21 protein-coding genes and 1 pseudogene are annotated in these 14,754 nt (G+C 51.5%); 9 read left to right on the top strand and 13 right to left on the bottom strand.

The window, feature by feature from the left end:
* Nucleotides 1-244: 244 nt before the first annotated feature.
* The 3 genes from KFZ77_RS00265 (at nucleotide 245) to KFZ77_RS00255 (ending at nucleotide 1,750) form a co-directional block, all read left to right on the top strand.
* Nucleotides 245-781 carry a hypothetical protein gene (locus KFZ77_RS00265; protein WP_035891276.1) on the top strand — a complete coding sequence of 179 codons (537 nt, stop codon included), beginning with the start codon at nucleotides 245-247 and terminating at the stop codon, nucleotides 779-781.
* A complete protein-coding gene (locus KFZ77_RS00260; protein WP_031522175.1) occupies nucleotides 781-1,227 on the top strand; it encodes a putative T6SS immunity periplasmic lipoprotein in 447 nt (148 codons plus the stop codon). Before KFZ77_RS00265 ends, KFZ77_RS00260 begins: the two co-directional genes overlap by 1 nt.
* An 82-nt stretch (nucleotides 1,228-1,309) precedes the next feature.
* Nucleotides 1,310-1,750, top strand: coding sequence for a putative T6SS immunity periplasmic lipoprotein (locus tag KFZ77_RS00255; RefSeq protein ID WP_031522177.1), 441 nt, complete (start codon nucleotides 1,310-1,312; stop codon nucleotides 1,748-1,750).
* Between the two features lie 67 nt (nucleotides 1,751-1,817).
* On the opposite strand, the gene nlpA is transcribed toward KFZ77_RS00255, so the two are convergent.
* From nlpA to hiuH, 3 genes are all read right to left on the bottom strand, one after another.
* Nucleotides 1,818-2,624, bottom strand: coding sequence for a lipoprotein NlpA (nlpA, locus tag KFZ77_RS00250; RefSeq protein ID WP_031522178.1), 807 nt, complete (start codon nucleotides 2,622-2,624; stop codon nucleotides 1,818-1,820).
* Nucleotides 2,625-2,802: 178 nt separating this feature from the next.
* Nucleotides 2,803-3,282, bottom strand: coding sequence for a GlcG/HbpS family heme-binding protein (locus tag KFZ77_RS00245; RefSeq protein WP_031522180.1), 480 nt, complete (start codon nucleotides 3,280-3,282; stop codon nucleotides 2,803-2,805).
* A gap of 64 nt (nucleotides 3,283-3,346) precedes the next feature.
* Nucleotides 3,347-3,757, bottom strand: a complete 411-nt coding sequence (gene hiuH / locus KFZ77_RS00240) for a hydroxyisourate hydrolase (protein WP_031522182.1) — start codon at nucleotides 3,755-3,757, stop codon at nucleotides 3,347-3,349.
* 307 nt (nucleotides 3,758-4,064) lie between these two features.
* Between hiuH and KFZ77_RS00235 the strand changes: the two genes are divergently transcribed.
* Together KFZ77_RS00235 and KFZ77_RS00230 are read left to right on the top strand one after the other, a co-directional pair.
* Nucleotides 4,065-4,910 (top strand): DUF3289 family protein, encoded by an 846-nt coding sequence (locus KFZ77_RS00235; protein WP_031522183.1) that lies wholly within the window; start codon nucleotides 4,065-4,067, stop codon nucleotides 4,908-4,910.
* Nucleotides 4,900-5,358, top strand: coding sequence for a DUF943 family protein (locus KFZ77_RS00230; RefSeq protein WP_072002013.1), 459 nt, complete (start codon nucleotides 4,900-4,902; stop codon nucleotides 5,356-5,358). The genes KFZ77_RS00235 and KFZ77_RS00230 overlap by 11 nt, the downstream gene beginning before the upstream one ends.
* Before the next feature lie 39 nt (nucleotides 5,359-5,397).
* Here KFZ77_RS00230 and KFZ77_RS00225 read toward each other — a convergent pair whose 3' ends face one another.
* Nucleotides 5,398-6,285, bottom strand: a complete 888-nt coding sequence (locus tag KFZ77_RS00225) for a LysR family transcriptional regulator (protein ID WP_031522187.1) — start codon at nucleotides 6,283-6,285, stop codon at nucleotides 5,398-5,400.
* A 280-nt stretch (nucleotides 6,286-6,565) separates the two neighbouring features.
* Between KFZ77_RS00225 and KFZ77_RS00220 the strand changes: the two genes are divergently transcribed.
* The 3 genes from KFZ77_RS00220 to KFZ77_RS00210 all read left to right on the top strand — a co-directional run bounded on the left by KFZ77_RS00220 (nucleotide 6,566) and on the right by KFZ77_RS00210 (nucleotide 9,577).
* Entirely contained in the window at nucleotides 6,566-7,765 is a 1,200-nt protein-coding gene (locus tag KFZ77_RS00220; RefSeq protein WP_264385129.1) for an MFS transporter, read from the top strand.
* A gap of 33 nt (nucleotides 7,766-7,798) precedes the next feature.
* The gene (locus KFZ77_RS00215; RefSeq protein ID WP_264385128.1) at nucleotides 7,799-8,848 is read left to right on the top strand and encodes an NAD(P)-dependent alcohol dehydrogenase; all 1,050 of its coding nucleotides are present in this window, start codon (nucleotides 7,799-7,801) and stop codon (nucleotides 8,846-8,848) included.
* A gap of 198 nt (nucleotides 8,849-9,046) precedes the next feature.
* Nucleotides 9,047-9,577 carry a hypothetical protein gene (locus KFZ77_RS00210; protein WP_264385127.1) on the top strand — a complete coding sequence of 177 codons (531 nt, stop codon included), beginning with the start codon at nucleotides 9,047-9,049 and terminating at the stop codon, nucleotides 9,575-9,577.
* A 13-nt stretch (nucleotides 9,578-9,590) separates the two neighbouring features.
* On the opposite strand, the gene KFZ77_RS00205 is transcribed toward KFZ77_RS00210, so the two are convergent.
* From KFZ77_RS00205 to KFZ77_RS00195, 3 genes are all read right to left on the bottom strand, one after another.
* Nucleotides 9,591-10,166 (bottom strand): PIN domain-containing protein, encoded by a 576-nt coding sequence (locus tag KFZ77_RS00205; protein ID WP_264385126.1) that lies wholly within the window; start codon nucleotides 10,164-10,166, stop codon nucleotides 9,591-9,593.
* Nucleotides 10,166-10,624, bottom strand: a complete 459-nt coding sequence (locus KFZ77_RS00200) for a helix-turn-helix domain-containing protein (protein WP_031522196.1) — start codon at nucleotides 10,622-10,624, stop codon at nucleotides 10,166-10,168. Before KFZ77_RS00200 ends, KFZ77_RS00205 begins: the two co-directional genes overlap by 1 nt.
* An 83-nt stretch (nucleotides 10,625-10,707) precedes the next feature.
* The gene (locus KFZ77_RS00195) at nucleotides 10,708-11,643 is read right to left on the bottom strand and encodes an AraC family transcriptional regulator (protein WP_031522198.1); all 936 of its coding nucleotides are present in this window, start codon (nucleotides 11,641-11,643) and stop codon (nucleotides 10,708-10,710) included.
* A gap of 169 nt (nucleotides 11,644-11,812) precedes the next feature.
* Here KFZ77_RS00195 and KFZ77_RS00190 point away from each other — a divergent pair, with 169 nt between their 5' ends.
* Nucleotides 11,813-12,556 carry an SDR family oxidoreductase gene (locus KFZ77_RS00190; protein WP_031522200.1) on the top strand — a complete coding sequence of 248 codons (744 nt, stop codon included), beginning with the start codon at nucleotides 11,813-11,815 and terminating at the stop codon, nucleotides 12,554-12,556.
* 144 nt (nucleotides 12,557-12,700) lie between these two features.
* Here the strand turns inward: KFZ77_RS00190 and KFZ77_RS00185 are convergent, their stop codons facing one another.
* From KFZ77_RS00185 to KFZ77_RS00160, 6 genes and pseudogenes are all read right to left on the bottom strand, one after another.
* On the bottom strand, nucleotides 12,701-12,940 hold the full coding sequence (locus tag KFZ77_RS00185; protein ID WP_264385125.1) for a hypothetical protein: 240 nt from the start codon (nucleotides 12,938-12,940) through the stop codon (nucleotides 12,701-12,703).
* Complete coding sequence (locus KFZ77_RS00180; RefSeq protein WP_264385124.1) at nucleotides 12,927-13,079, bottom strand: hypothetical protein; 153 nt, start codon at nucleotides 13,077-13,079, stop codon at nucleotides 12,927-12,929. Before KFZ77_RS00180 ends, KFZ77_RS00185 begins: the two co-directional genes overlap by 14 nt.
* 4 nt (nucleotides 13,080-13,083) lie before the next feature.
* Nucleotides 13,084-13,326: a hypothetical protein gene (locus KFZ77_RS00175; protein ID WP_264385123.1), complete on the bottom strand. Its 243-nt coding sequence runs from the start codon at nucleotides 13,324-13,326 to the stop codon at nucleotides 13,084-13,086.
* A 333-nt stretch (nucleotides 13,327-13,659) separates the two neighbouring features.
* Nucleotides 13,660-13,917 carry a MafI family immunity protein gene (locus KFZ77_RS00170; RefSeq protein ID WP_264385122.1) on the bottom strand — a complete coding sequence of 86 codons (258 nt, stop codon included), beginning with the start codon at nucleotides 13,915-13,917 and terminating at the stop codon, nucleotides 13,660-13,662.
* Between the two features lie 36 nt (nucleotides 13,918-13,953).
* A pseudogene (locus KFZ77_RS00165) lies at nucleotides 13,954-14,374 on the bottom strand (IS1-like element transposase); the annotation flags it as partial.
* A gap of 108 nt (nucleotides 14,375-14,482) precedes the next feature.
* A complete protein-coding gene (locus KFZ77_RS00160; protein ID WP_264385121.1) occupies nucleotides 14,483-14,725 on the bottom strand; it encodes a hypothetical protein in 243 nt (80 codons plus the stop codon).
* Nucleotides 14,726-14,754: the final 29 nt, after the last annotated feature.

The following is a 14,754-nucleotide window of genomic DNA, read 5'->3' as shown; positions in this document are numbered from 1 at the left end:
GCCGCTTATGCACTGCACGGCTTTTTTAATAACGAATAGTTAATGATAGTCGGCGCTGGCTTTCGCGCTGCGCAGACTGCGGTGAGACATGCTCAGTAATGCGCTCATGCTGCGTCAGGCGCGGTCGCGCGGATGTCCTGGAAATGTCTGCTTTTGATAGCTTTACGTTACGGATACGCAAATCCCTTTTAATGGGGCGGGTATTATTCTGACCGCCGTAGTTAACAGGGATATCACGGTGGAAATGAACAGGATTAAGGAAGGTGGGTTGAGGCTGCTCACACCCGGAGAGATCGTGCTTGCCCGCAGCGTCTTCAGAAACAGCATTACCTGGCATAAGGTCTGGATACACCGGGACAGCTATCTGCCGTTTGGACTGCAAAATAAAAACGTGGCGATGGCACCCAATGGGGAAATCTACCTGAGAAATCATTATCGGGATGATTTTTCTAAAGCGTCGATTGCGTTACAGCATATTTTCATCCATGAACTGGCGCATGTCTGGCAGCGAGAAAGAGGAATGAATGTGCGCTTGCGCGGGGCATTCAGCTGGGCGGCAAATTATGACTATGTGCTGGACAGCCGATTTTTAAATGAATATCCGCTTGAGCAGCAGGCACAGATTATTGCGGATTATTTTGTATTAGACAGATACGGATATTATTTATGGGCAGAGAGCCGTAAAAACCATGATGTCAGCTGCATAAATAACGTTTCAGAGAGTCAACTGCGCGATCTTTATAAAAAGACACTCACTTTTTTCTCTTCGGGCAGTAAATAATGAAGATGATAATTCAACTTACAACAGTGTTACTTGCGACGTTGATGCTTACTGGTTGCCCTGTAATGGATCGAGATTTAGATAAGCGTTACGCTCCACCAGATATTTCTATAATCACATTAACAGGTGATGACGTTTGCATGGCAGTGCCTTATCCTTCTGATTACCAGTTGCGCATGATCAGCATTAATCCTCGCGGCACCGACCCTAAAACCTGGTGGTATAAAGCAGAGCCTGACCTCAAACTCACTATCAATCAGGGCCAGATTTGTATTCCGCCCTCGTTTTACACGTTTGAACCGCACCAGCAATACGTAATCCGCACGGTTATGTGGTCGGATAAAAAATATCAACAAACCCAATATGGAGGCAGGGCTGTAATTGCCGCTTTCGAAATCGAGGACGGCCATGCCTGGCGGGTAATACTTGAAGAAAGAGAACAATAACGTTCGCTGTCGAAATGTCTCTGAGCATGAACTTCTCTCACTTTTTGCCAGAACGTTGTCATTTTTCCCATAGGAAGATCAGATGAATTTCGCTGTAAAGCTCACTCTGCTCTCAGCCTCGCTACTCTTATTAACAGGCTGCCCAATAATGGATCGGGATTTAGACTTGCGCTATCCCGAACCCGACATCACCACCGCAACGAAGGTAGATGATAATCTCTGTGTAGCCATTCCTGATCCTGCAGATTTCCAGATAAGAATGGTTATGATCTATCCTCGTAATATGCCACCAAAAGAACGTTGGTATCAGTTGAAGCCTGCGTTGAATGTCAGTGACGGACAAGTTTGCATTCCCTCTTCTCTCTATAAATTTGATTCGCGTCGTGAGTACGTAGTGCAACTTATTATGTGGTCTGATGAAAAGGCAAAAAGGACAAAATATGGCAGCCGCGTGGTCATCAGTGCTTTCGAAATCGACAACGATCATGCCTGGCGGGTAATACTTGAAGAGCGCGAGCTATAGGTATGCCACCCTTCGCGGATAAATATTGACCGGCAGGCATTGCGCCTGCCTTTTGTTTTAACCGTTATTACCAGCCCGGCACCGCACCGCCGTTGAAGATTTTTTCCGCCGCCTGTGCCACCTCCGGTGACTGATAGGCTCTGGTAAATGCCTTCACGTTTTCTGCGGCTTTATTGTCCTCACGTGCAACAATAATATTTACGTAAGGCGAGTGCTTATCTTCAATAAAGATGCTGTCGTGCACTGGCGACAGGCCGATATTCTGGATGTACGTGGTGCTGATAATCGCCGCGTCCACTTTCGGGTCATCAAGCACGCCCGGTAGCTGCGCACCTTCCATCTCAACGATATTTAGCTGACGTGGGTTATCACGGATATCAAGCGCGGTCGGCAGCAGGCCTTTACCCGGTGCAAGGCCGATGAGCTTCTCTTTTTGCAGTAGCAGCAGCGCACGCCCAAGGTTAGTCGGATCATTAGGAATGGCGATGGTCGCCCCGGTTTTCAGCTCAGAAACACGTTTAATTTTGCGGGAGTAACCCGCAATCGGGAAGACGAAGGTATTGCCCACCGCCACCAGATGATAGCCGTGCGCCTGATTATCCTGCGCCAGGAAAGGACGGTGCTGGAATACATTGGCATCCAGATCGCCGGCATTGGTTGATTCATTGGGAAGCAGCGACCCGCTGAAACCGACCAGCTCCACGTCAAGGCCATATTTCTCCTTTGCAACACGCTTTGCCACTTCCGCCACGTCCTGCTCAGCGCCATTTATCACGCCCACTTTAATATGGTTAGCATCGCTGCTCTGGTCGCAGCCAGCCAGCATCAACCCGGCCAGCAGCATAGCGCCGAGGCGAGAAACAACGTTTTTCATGGCAGATATCCTTTTAAAAACAGTACGATCCCAGGTGAAATCGACTATAGCGAATCTGCGCCGTGAGGGATAAAAACGAAAAGGCATGTCTAAGATGAAAACGCGATAAACCGCGCGTCAGGGGAAGCGGGCGATAACCGATGCAAACACCGGTTATCGCCACGTTACAACAGAAGGATTATTTCGCCGGGAAGGCTTTCGCAATCGCCTGTGTCGCGCACTTGCCATCGAACTCGGAGCCGCCCATTCCGGCCACGCCCACCGCGCCGATCACTTCATTATTGAAGGTCACCGGCACACCGCCGCCCAGCAGCAGCAGTTCGGGTAGCGTGTTCAGGTTTGCCGAATCGGCATCCGCCCGCGCCTTTTCCGCCAGCGCCTGGCTCGGGGTTTTGGTTGAAAGCGCGGTATACGCTTTACGCTGGGCTGCCAGCGTGTTGTGCGGGCCAACGTTGTCGTCGCGCATCACCACTACCGGATTCCCACCGCGATCGACCACCGCCACCACGCCTTTTTTATCATACTGGCGGCACTGGGCCAGGGTGTCAGAAGCCAGCGTGGTTGCCAGCTCCAGCGTCATGTCATGTACCGTCGCAGGCGCTGCCGCAAAACTCATTCCCGGCAGGGCCATCATTACCGCTATCAGCGTTCGCTTCATGTTTCAGTCTCTCGTTATTCGCACGTTACTGGCGGAGCAAAACGCCCCGCCGCGATGTCGGGTATCAGCTACCGCGATAGGTGGAATAACCGTACTGGCTCAGCAGCAGCGGTACATGGTAGTGCTCATTGGTATTGCTGATGTGGAACTCAACCGGGATCTCCGGGAAGAAGGTGCCCTGCTTCTGGGATGCGAACCAGTCGCCGGTTTTGAACACCACGCGGAAGTCACCGGTGCTTTCCGGCTGCTCTGGCCACAGACCTTTGATACGGCCATCCTGGTCGGTGGTAGCGCTGTTCAGCTTTTTCCAGCCGTCACCCTGTTTCTGCTCCAGGGTAACTTCCACGCCCGGTGCCGGTTTCCCGGTTTGCTGGTTAAGGATGTGGACGCTCAACAGGTTTTTTCCCGCAGCCATAACAACGGAAGGGGCGCAAAAAGAGGCGGCGAGGGCAGCAGCGATCAGATACTTTTTCATGTTGTTTCTCCTGAGTTGGTGTGCCGCTGTTATACCCCGCCCACAGGCGCAACAACCTGACGCCAGAATGACAATGTTGTCATGTCCGCAAAACTGACAGAGATTTGACTGTGTCGTGACTGTTATGATCTGACGAAGCGGACAACATTATTAACTCTTTTTATTCATTCAAATAATTGATACATACCCATTCCGCGCCAGCTTCTTAAATATTTATTCACGAAAATTAATAACATCACTCGCGCTTGATTTTAGCACTAGCCATATTATCATCCCAGACACCAATCCGTTAAAAAGCAATAAATATATGGAAAGCGTATCTTTACCCTTTGTTATTTATGAGACTGAGAGGAAAATGAATGATTACCGTTCTGATGATATGTGCTTCGGTGATTTAACGGAGAAACAACTTAAAGAAAACTTCCAGCTTTGGAATATTTCAGAACGTGTTGACCCTTATAAGCTTGAAGAAAAATCATCTTTTAATCGCCCTCAGTCACCGTTCTGCTGCAATTCATTGATAAAAACGAATTCGCTTTTCAGAAAAGCATGTGCTGATATTATGTTTAATGAAATGCGCAGTTTGTCACACGCTTTTTCCTTCCTTGGGACTTATAAAAATATTATCAATAAAATGCTAAACCACATGCAGTATGGCACCGGAAAACCATTTACCGATGGGTTGCTGGACATGGCGCTCAAGGAGCAAATTTCATACGATAATTCTGACAGTGGTTCACTGAGGCGTATCAAGCGGGGTTTAATAAAAAGCATTGACTGGGATAAAAATTATTTGCCAAAAAATAAAACTGAAGAAATAACAACGCTAATCAGCAAAGGTCGCTTACCAAAATTTGATACGTGGCATGACAACATTAACGGCATGGGGGTCTCTGTTCATGACACCTGGGCCACAAAAATTATCCTACGTGATTTGACAGTAAGTAACAATAGCTTCCGCGCGCAAATACATTACAACGTTCAGGATCATTTTGGTCTGGATAAAAATGATATAAGAAAACAAAAATTCTTTCAGTTTCAATTTTTCCGCTTGTGGTTTCTATTACAGCACCATCACCAGTTTGCCTTCAGGCCATTTATGACAAACATGGAAGCTGAAATATTCATTTCAGGCAGTAAATATGATATTTAAAAAAAACCTACTGCTGAGTACATTAGTGGCAGTAAGCTTCTCCCTGGCAGTATATTACCACCAGAATGCACCAGTTCAGGTTATTGACGTATATCATGAGAAAAACTTTAGCGATGTACTGGTACTTAACTTCCCTGATGCAGACCACGCAAAAGTTACCTGGTGGCTAAAAAACAGGGCGATGTTAGCGAAAGGATATTCTGTACCCCATCCATCAGATGAAGGCCATTTCACAGTTACCTTCTGGGACTTCAGAGATGGATATATTCAGGATGATAGTAGCGATATACTCTGTTTTCATCAAGCGAGCCCAGTGCCTCGCTGCATTAAAAAAAATGCGGTACTGGAGGTCAGTAACAATAATGACGGAACACTGATATTCAGAGTATATGACGGCACCTATGTTCTTGAGAAAAATGGCGTCGTAGTTAAAATCGACGATCGATAAATCGGTCTCTGCCATTTTTTCTGCGTACTATGCGCAGGTTCATTTCTCCCGCAACGCATCCACCACCAGCGAAAAGGCCGGTGACGGCTGTTTACGGCTGGGGTAGTAGAGGTAGTAGCCGGGAAACGGGTCGCACCAGGCTGCCAGCACGCGTGTAAGCCGCCCGTTGGCGATATGGTCGCCAAACTCCTCCTCAGGCAGAAAGGCAATGCCCAGCCCCGCCAGCGCCGCGTCCACCATATGCGCAGAGGTATTGAATATTAACTGGCCGTTGACGCGGACATTGACTGGTCCATCGGGATGATCGAACTCCCACACATACAGCCCACCGGTACTCGCCATGCGCATGTTCATGCAGTTGTGATGCACCAGATCCTGCGGAGTTTGCGGTATCGGGTAGCGAGAGAAATAGTCAGGCGAGGCCGCGGCCGCCATGCGCAGCGGAGGGCCGATCGGCACGGCAATCATGTCTTTATCGATGGTATCCCCCAGCCTTACACCGGCATCGAAACGATCGACGACAATATTGCGAAACGCGTGGCTGGCATCAAATTCGAGGTTAACGTCCGGATATTCACGCAGTATCGGTGCCAGTTTTGGCAACAGGATGTTATGCAGCACGTTGGGGGCGCAGGTAATCCGCACCGTGCCGGCCGGTTTATCGCGCAGCGCGGTAAGCATATCCAGTTCGGCTTCAATCTCATCGAAGCGATGGCCTATAGCCGCCAGTAAGCGTTCACCCGCCGCCGTGAGCGAGACGCTGCGGGTGGTGCGGGTAAGCAGGCGGATCTGCAGACGGTTTTCCAGCCCGGTAATGGACTGACTCAGCGCCGGCTGCGTAACGCCCAGAAACCCTGCCGCACGGGTAAAACTCCCCTCTCGTGCTACCGCAACAAACGACAGCAGGTCGTTCAGGTTACGTTTCATCTTTCCCCCGCTACAGTGCGATTAATTAGTTTTACTTATAACACTATTAAGCATTCATTAGCTAGTCAGCGCGGGCGTGACGTGTAAACTTTCCCTCAACGCACACACCGGCAGTGAGCGTCTCGCCGGGCTGTCACTCTAGGTTATCTGCCACCTCATCCCTCTTCAGACTGCATTCCCTGCGGAATACGGTCCCGGCATCCCCTTGCCTGCAATCCGGGAAGGTGACAGAGAAAATTATTTTTAATCATGACGTTAATTTAATTCATGCAGGATATTTATGACCATAACCCATAGCGACAGCCCGGCTGGCGCAGCGCAGCCCGCGTTCTGGAATGGCGTGCTGGCCATGACGCTGTGCGCCTTCACCCTGGTGGCGTCGGAGTTTATGCCGGTTAGTCTGCTGACGCCGGTTTCGCGTGACCTTGGCGTCAGCGAAGGGCTGGCCGGACAGGGGATTGCCATCTCCGGCGCGCTGGCAGTGCTTACCAGCCTGCTGATCTCCACCCTTGCCGGAGGCATCAACCGTAAAACGCTGCTGCTCGGTCTGACAGTGTTAATGGCGAGTTCCGGCGGCATTATCGCGCTGGCTCCCAACTATGCGGTGTATATGGCCGGACGCGCGCTGATCGGCGTGGCCATCGGCGGCTTCTGGTCGATGTCGGCCGCCACCGCCATCCGTCTGGTCCCTTCCCACCGCGTTCCACGGGCGCTGGCGATTTTCAACGGCGGTAATGCGCTGGCGACGGTCATCGCCGCCCCGTTGGGGAGCTGGCTGGGCGCGGTAATGGGCTGGCGCGGAGCATTTTTCTGCCTGGTGCCGGTGGCACTGATCGCATTCCTCTGGCAGGCCGTCAGCCTGCCATCAATGCCCGCGCAGAAGAACAATGCGCGCATCAGCAGCGTGTTTCGTCTGATGCGCTCCCCGCTGGTGGCGCTCGGCATGGCGGGCTGCGGGCTGTTCTTTATGGGCCAGTTCGCTCTGTTTACCTATCTGCGCCCGTTCCTGGAAACCGTTACCCACGTCAGCGCTGGCGGCCTGTCTCTGATGCTGCTCATTCTCGGCGTGGCCGGTTTTATCGGTACGCTGCTGATCGGTTATTTCCTGAAAGCGGGTTTCTATCGCACCCTGGCGTTTATTCCGGTGTTGATGGCGCTGATTGCCGTCCTGCTGATGAGTGTCGGTCACCAGACGCCGCTGGTTGCGGTGCTGCTGGGCCTCTGGGGCCTGGTTGCTACCGCCGCACCGGTCGGCTGGTGGACCTGGGTTGCCAGAACCTTGCCGGACAACGCCGAAGCCGGCGGTGGGCTGATGGTCGCCATCGTTCAGCTCTCTATCGCGCTCGGCTCCACATTCGGCGGGCTGATGTATGACGGCTTCGGCTACACCCATGCCTTTGCGCTTAGCGCGCTGCTGCTGCTGGTTGCGGCGGCGCTGACCGGGTTTACCTCTCGTTCCGACCACCACCGCGCCGTCTGACATCAGACGGCATCGCATACAGGAGTTAATACCATGAATATCAACGCTATTGGTGCATATTCCGGCACCCAGCCGCTGGAACCAATGAGCATTACCCGCCGCGAGCCAGGCCCGCACGATGTGCAGATCGACATCGCGTTCTGCGGCGTCTGCCATTCCGATATCCACCAGGTACGTGCCGAGTGGGCAGGAACGCTATACCCGTGCGTGCCGGGCCATGAGATCGTTGGTCGCGTCATCGCTACCGGGGCGCACGTTACCGGCTTCCAGCCCGGCGAACTGGTTGGCGTCGGCTGCATCGTGGACAGCTGTAAACAGTGCGACGAGTGCTTCGACGGTCTGGAAAACTACTGCGATAACATGATCGGCACCTACAACTTCCCGACGCCGGACGCGCCAGGCCACACGCTGGGCGGCTACTCCCAGCAGATCGTTGTGCACGAGCGCTACGTACTGCGCGTTCGTCATCCGGAATCGCAGCTGGCCGCCGTTGCGCCGTTGCTGTGCGCAGGCATCACCACGTATTCACCGCTGCGTCACTGGAACGTCGGGCCGGGCAAAAAAGTGGGCATCGTGGGTATTGGCGGACTGGGTCATATGGGGATCAAGCTGGCGCATGCGATGGGCGCGGAAGTGGTCGCTTTCACCACCTCGGAATCGAAACGCGAAGCAGCGAAAGCGCTGGGCGCGGATGAGGTTGTGGTCTCACGCAACGCTGAAGAGATGCAGGCTCACGCCAAAAGCTTCGACTTCATTCTCAACACCGTGGCAGCGCCGCACAATCTTGATGCGTTCACCACGCTGCTTAAGCGCGACGGTACCATGACGCTGGTCGGCGCCCCGGCCTCTCCGCACGATGCGCCGGAAGTGTTCAACCTGATCTTCAAGCGCCGGGCCATTGCCGGGTCGATGATTGGCGGCATCCTGGAAACCCAGGAGATGCTCGACTTCTGCGCCGAGCACGGGATTGTGGCGGATATCGAGCTGATCCGCGCTGACCAGATCAACGAAGCCTACGAACGCATGCTTAAGGGCGACGTGAAATACCGCTTCGTGATCGACAACGCTACGCTGTCTGCCTGAGGCGCATTGCTGGAGCCATGCCCCAGGCTAAACGCCGGAAAGCTGGCGGCATTCTACAGCAGCGCCTGATACCCTCACTGTTATGCCTTTTGCCGCGCCACCTGGCGCGGCTTTTTTCATTCCGCCCGCGCCGGGCGAACCGGAGCGCTTCTGCTACAGTTTTTACATCGCGCCTTTGGGCTTATCAGGAATTAGCATATGAAAATTGCCTGTCTTGGCTGGGGATCGCTTATCTGGAAACCGGAAAACTTACCGGTCGCCTGGGACTGGAAAGCGGATGGCCCGCACCTCCCGATTGAATTCACCCGTATCAGCGACGGCGGCGAACTGGCCACCGTCATCAGCCTGAATGCCACTCCGGTACCGATATTATGGGCGTGGCTTGATACCGATCGGCTTGACGTTGCCTGCGAGGCGCTGCGCAGACGCGAGGGCATTACCGAAGAGCGCTGCGACGGCATCGGCTCGCTGCTCATTCATAACGCACCCGGCGGGATGCTGAACGACTGGGCGCGTGAACGCGACATTGATGCGCTGATCTGGACCGATTTACCGCCGCGCAGCGAGGACACAGAGGGGCGCGTACCGTCCATCACCGAAGCGATTCTCTACCTCGACGGCCTAAGCGGCGAGACGCGCGAACACGCCAGGGATTATATGCAGCGCGTACCCGCGCAGATCGATACCACATACCGCCGCGCGATTATGCATGCGCTGGGGTGGGATTAAACGGCCTCGGCACTCAGATGGCCTGACGATATCCTTTGAGAACGCTGACAGTGCCATTAAGACCCTGCTTCAGCAGCATATCCAGAAAATCATCTATTGAGAGAGGAGGGTGTCGGAGCGACTGCCGTTGACGCCTGACGGCTTCGAGTGCGATGCCCGGACTGAGATCAAGCAGGTCAGTGATAAAATCGTCCGGATGCAACGCTTCGATATTAAATTTTTGCAGGGCGGAGGCAGGAAAATCTTTTTGATTTAGCGTCACGATGACTTCGGCTTTTGCGCGTAACGCCACGGCCAACACATGGCGGTCATTTTCATCAGGAAGCGTAAGCCCCTCAATGAGGGTTTCGAAGCCCACCACGCGAGCGTCAGGAAGCGCCTTCTCCATCAACTCAACGGTGCGCGTTAATGCTGCCTGGGTAATATCCGGTCGGTTCATCAACAGATTTCGGCACCATTCGCGATGGATCTCAGCACTCCATTTCGGCTGATATAATCCCGCTATCCCCAGATGCATCAGCAAATCCCTTAATCGTGCTGGATAAAGCACGCATGCATCCAGCACAACGGGATAAGGTGAGTGTTCCATTAATACATCCCTGTGTCCTGCGCCTGGTCCGCAAGCGCCTGCATGGCCTCGAGGCTTTCGTGTTCCCGTTTCTGTTTATATTCCATCAGATCGGCAAACAACACGCGACGATGCCGCCCGGTTTTGTGGAACGGCAATTTCCCGTCCTCAAGCAATTTCACCATATGAGGACGTGAAACGTTAAGCATGTTAGCTGCTTCTTGCGTAGTGAGTTCCGCATGAATCGGCACAACTTGCACAGCGTTGCCCGCGGCCAGCTCGCCGAGGATATCCCTCAACATGCTCAGCGCTCTGGCAGGCAGCTCAATAGTATGGGTTTGGTTATCGTCCCCAACGATTGCGATACGCTGCGTTTCAAATTTTGTTGAGAGGAATGCCGCCAGTTCCTGCTGGCCTCGCTGCGCCAGCTCGCTTTCGCGTGCGTCCGGGAGCTCGAGTGCGGTTAATGAGGTGGTCATGGCTATTACCTTCGTTAAGTAGTCACGCTGAATGTAATCGAAATAAACGAAAATAACAATATTCGAAACAAACGAAATTTGCGTTAATGCGGGATCGCCAGCCGCTCCAGATCCGCTGGCGGAAGTAGCGCCAGCGCCTGTTTCATCATGCGCGACTCTTCACCGGGGCTGCGACCAAAGAACCGTTTAAACTCGCGGTTGAACTGCGAGGCGCTTTCATAACCCACTTCCAGCGCGGTTTTAGACGCCGGCAGATTACTGCGGATCATCATCAGCCGCGCCTGATGCAGCCTGACCGATTTTATATATTGCAGCGGCGAGGTGTGGGTGATGGCTTTGAAGTGGATGTGAAACCGCGGCACGCTCATCCCGGCGCGGCTGGCGAGATCCGCCACGCTGAGCGGGCTTTGCCACTCGGCATGAATATGATTAAGTGCCCGTGAGATGCGCCCGAAGTGCCCCTGATACGCCAGCGCCGCGCGTACCGCACCACCCTGCTCACTCATCAGCACGCGAAAATAGAGCTCCTTGATCAGCGACGGCCCTAGCGCTTTCGCTTCCAGCGGCGACATCAGCGCCTGCAGCAGACGATGCAGCACATCCAGCATCGACCCATCCAGCGGCGTAGAGATCATTCCCTCCGGCTCGTCCGGGATTGGCTGCCGCGCCTCGCCCATCAGCATGATCAGCTCTGCCACCGTCGTCATATCCAGCCGTACCGCCACGGCCAGCATGGGCTCCTCGGGCGTCGCCTCTGTTTCTGATGAGAACGGCAGCGGCACCGACAGCACCAGGAACTGCTGGGCATCGTAGCGGTACATCCGGTCAGCCAGAAAACCGCGCTTGCGGCCCTGACAGACAATAATGATACCCGGCTCATACAGCACCGGCGTGCGCGGCAACGGGTGATCGGCGCGCATAAACCTTACTTCGTCGAGCAAAGATTTGGTGTAGCCCTCATGCGGCGCAAGCTGCATCAGCCGCTGGCAGATCTGCTGTTGTACGTCAGGCACTGGCATAGTTTCCATCCGGTAGTATCGCTGCGTTAAGGCTAGTGTACTGCATAATTCAGCTTACTAATTAATCATTACGAGATAATCAGGCAATACTCAGAGAGGAATGGCGCTATTTCAGGCAGGGGGTTTTCACTACTCTGAACGCTCACTAACCGTACAGAGGGCGTTAAGCATGAACCAGACTCAACAACCAAATCGTAAAGTGATTGTTCTGACCGGCGCAAGCAGCGGCATTGGCGAAGCCACCGCGCGCCAGCTGGCGGCGGAGGGGCATCTGCTGGTGATCGGCTCACGGCGTACCGACCGCCTGGAAGCGCTGTGCGACGAGCTGCGCTTTGACGGCGCGACCATCGATGCGCTGCAGACCGACGTGCAGGATCGGGCATCGGTACAGCGTCTTGCTGACTTTGCGCTGGAGAAACATGGCCGTATCGACGTGCTGATCAACAATGCGGGCGTCATGCCTCTGTCGCCGCTGTCGTCGCTGAAGGTGGAGGAGTGGGATCTGATGCTGGATGTGAACGTGCGCGGGGTGCTCTACGGTATCGCCGCCGTACTGCCGGTGATGGAGAAGCAGAAGGCGGGGCACATTATCAATGTCGCGTCGATTGGTGCCCATGCCGTATCACCCACCGCAGCGGTTTATTGCGCGAGTAAATACGCGGTGTGGGCCATCTCGGAAGGGCTGCGCCAGGAAACCGACGTTATTCGCGTGAGCGTCATCTCTCCCGGCGTGGTGGAATCGGAACTGGCGGACATCATTAGCGACGACACCGCCCGGGAAGCCATGCGCGATTTCCGCCGCATCGCCCTGAAACCGGAAAGTATCGCTCGCGCCATGTCATACGCTATCTCGCAGCCGGACGACGTGGACGTCAGCGAAATTATCGTGCGCCCGGTGGCAAGCCCGCATTGATGGTGAGAGGGCCAGGGATGGCTCTTAAAAAAGCAGTTATTTACGCCCGCCGACGTTTGTAAAAAGGCATAACCTACAGCTACACGCGAGCCTAATATTTGTGGCTGCGATTAAGCCTACTACAAGTATTTTGTCGACATTGGCTCAAAATCCTTTTATTTTTAATAGCTTCATTAAAACAACACCAAAACCCACTACCCCCCCTCCAAAAACACCAATTTTAGTGTAGGTGATTATTTCCACTATATTAAAATCTAACTGTCCGCCAACCATCCACAATAAAAATGCAAATAAAAAATATCCAAATAAAGACAAGAAAGTCATACCTAGCATTGAAAACAATATAAACAAAACAGCCCAAGCCAAACTGTTATTTTTTTTCATATTTCTCTTTAACCTTATTTACAACTGCTTCTGCGCCTTTTCCTGTAGTTTCAGAGAATACTGAACCGCCTACATTAGCTGCAGCCGCCTGGATTTTTAATGACCATGCTGTTTTTTTTGGAGATAAACTACTTATCATCGACCTAAAATATTTTTAGTTTTAATAGCCTGGTAGTAACAAAAACCGCGCCAGTGAAAGCGCCAATTACACAACCAATTTTAATGATTTTAATTACATCGCCCTTTTTCAAATCGAAAGATCCTGTTAGCATCCAAACTAAAACATCTACAAGCAAGGCAATGCACAAGAAAGTAAAAGTAATCCCAAGTATACTGCCAAAAAATAAAATCAGCAGGTTGGACATTTTTCCATTAAAGTATTCCATTTCAACTTTTTCTCAATGATTAGTTCAATTTTTTTTCCGCCACATTCAGAAGAGAAAGATGCTCCAATATCGCCCGCCAAAACTGCCAGGTATGTTACTCGGTGTCATTTCTTTCGAAATCCCAAAATCTCCTTTAATTTCGGAGTACTGCCTCAATTCAGCATTAACTTCGGATATCTACCTCCTTTTCACTATTTAGCACCTGCATTAATGCCTCAAGAACTTCTTTCTATGAGCAAATAGCTTAAGGCCTTCTCAAGCGCGGAAACGTGAATTTAGGGTTACATCGTATAACGTAATACCGGCACTCAGACCAGGGAATTTTTAGGTTCTTTATAATTTATTATCTGGCTTAATACATAAATATCTGTTATCGATTTTTAGATTAAGCTCATTTACGATATTAATGATTTGATTATACTCATCCTTCGTTATAACAGCATCATAATCAGCAATATGATCACATAGCGTTTCAAACGCCAAAACATTCTCAGAATGCTCTATATATTCCAAGTCGAAATCAATGATTGAAGCATCTATTCGATCTTTTAGACCTTCACCCAACGCTCTAATTTTATTATTGATACTCATATTATAATCCTGGCCGGTGGGCTTACCTGTACATCAGAAGGCAACATTGAAGCTCGATAGTAACCCTGGTAGCTTACGCAGCGTCTTTTTGTTCACATTCTCAAAAGCATGGCCAATAAATGCCCATATTTCATCGAACTCACAGATAAGCTGAATCTGAAGATTATTAAGTGGAGGTGTGGCTACACATCGTGGCGAGAGTGTTTTAAGCTGCGAACGACGGCATAGATACCATTGTACAATACTCGCCCGATGCCACGAATGCCCGCATTGGTCATTGTAGGATCGACAATCTGTTCTTTCATTCAGGGCTGACAGGCACGATAAACATAATCGAGTTGGGAAGTACGGCGGCATGACTGGCAGCGATAGCGCTGATGCCCCGTTTTACCTGAACCATTTTCTTAACGGATTCGGCCTCCTTATAATAAGGGCATTTTACGTCAATTTTAGCAATTAAATACAATCTACAAAAAGAGTGCCTTATAAAATAATCGACATTTTGAATACTTGATCATCAAATAAAAAACTCATGCTGAATTTCTTAAACATATTTTACTGAACATCATCTTGAACGTTCATTTTTAAGATATGCATACCAACAACCAGCCCCTGCTACAAAACCGCCCAAAGAAGCAGCTTTAATTATCCTCAACAATTCTTGAAGATCCACACCAAATTCAACACCGCGAATAAAATAAATATACGTTTTGGCAGCAAGGTAAGCAAGCAATGCTATAAAGTCCATCGTCAAAATAAATGCGATTAAAATTAATAAAAATTTTTTCAACCAATTTTTATCTTTCACTGGGCCGCCTCCTTTTTATCATTTTCTGT

Origin of the sequence: Siccibacter colletis, from assembly GCF_025914095.1 — a bacterium.
In the GTDB taxonomy this organism is placed as follows: domain Bacteria; phylum Pseudomonadota; class Gammaproteobacteria; order Enterobacterales; family Enterobacteriaceae; genus Siccibacter; species Siccibacter colletis.
Note: the sequence above shows the minus strand (reverse complement) of the source record. Positions and strands in the feature narration are given on the sequence as shown.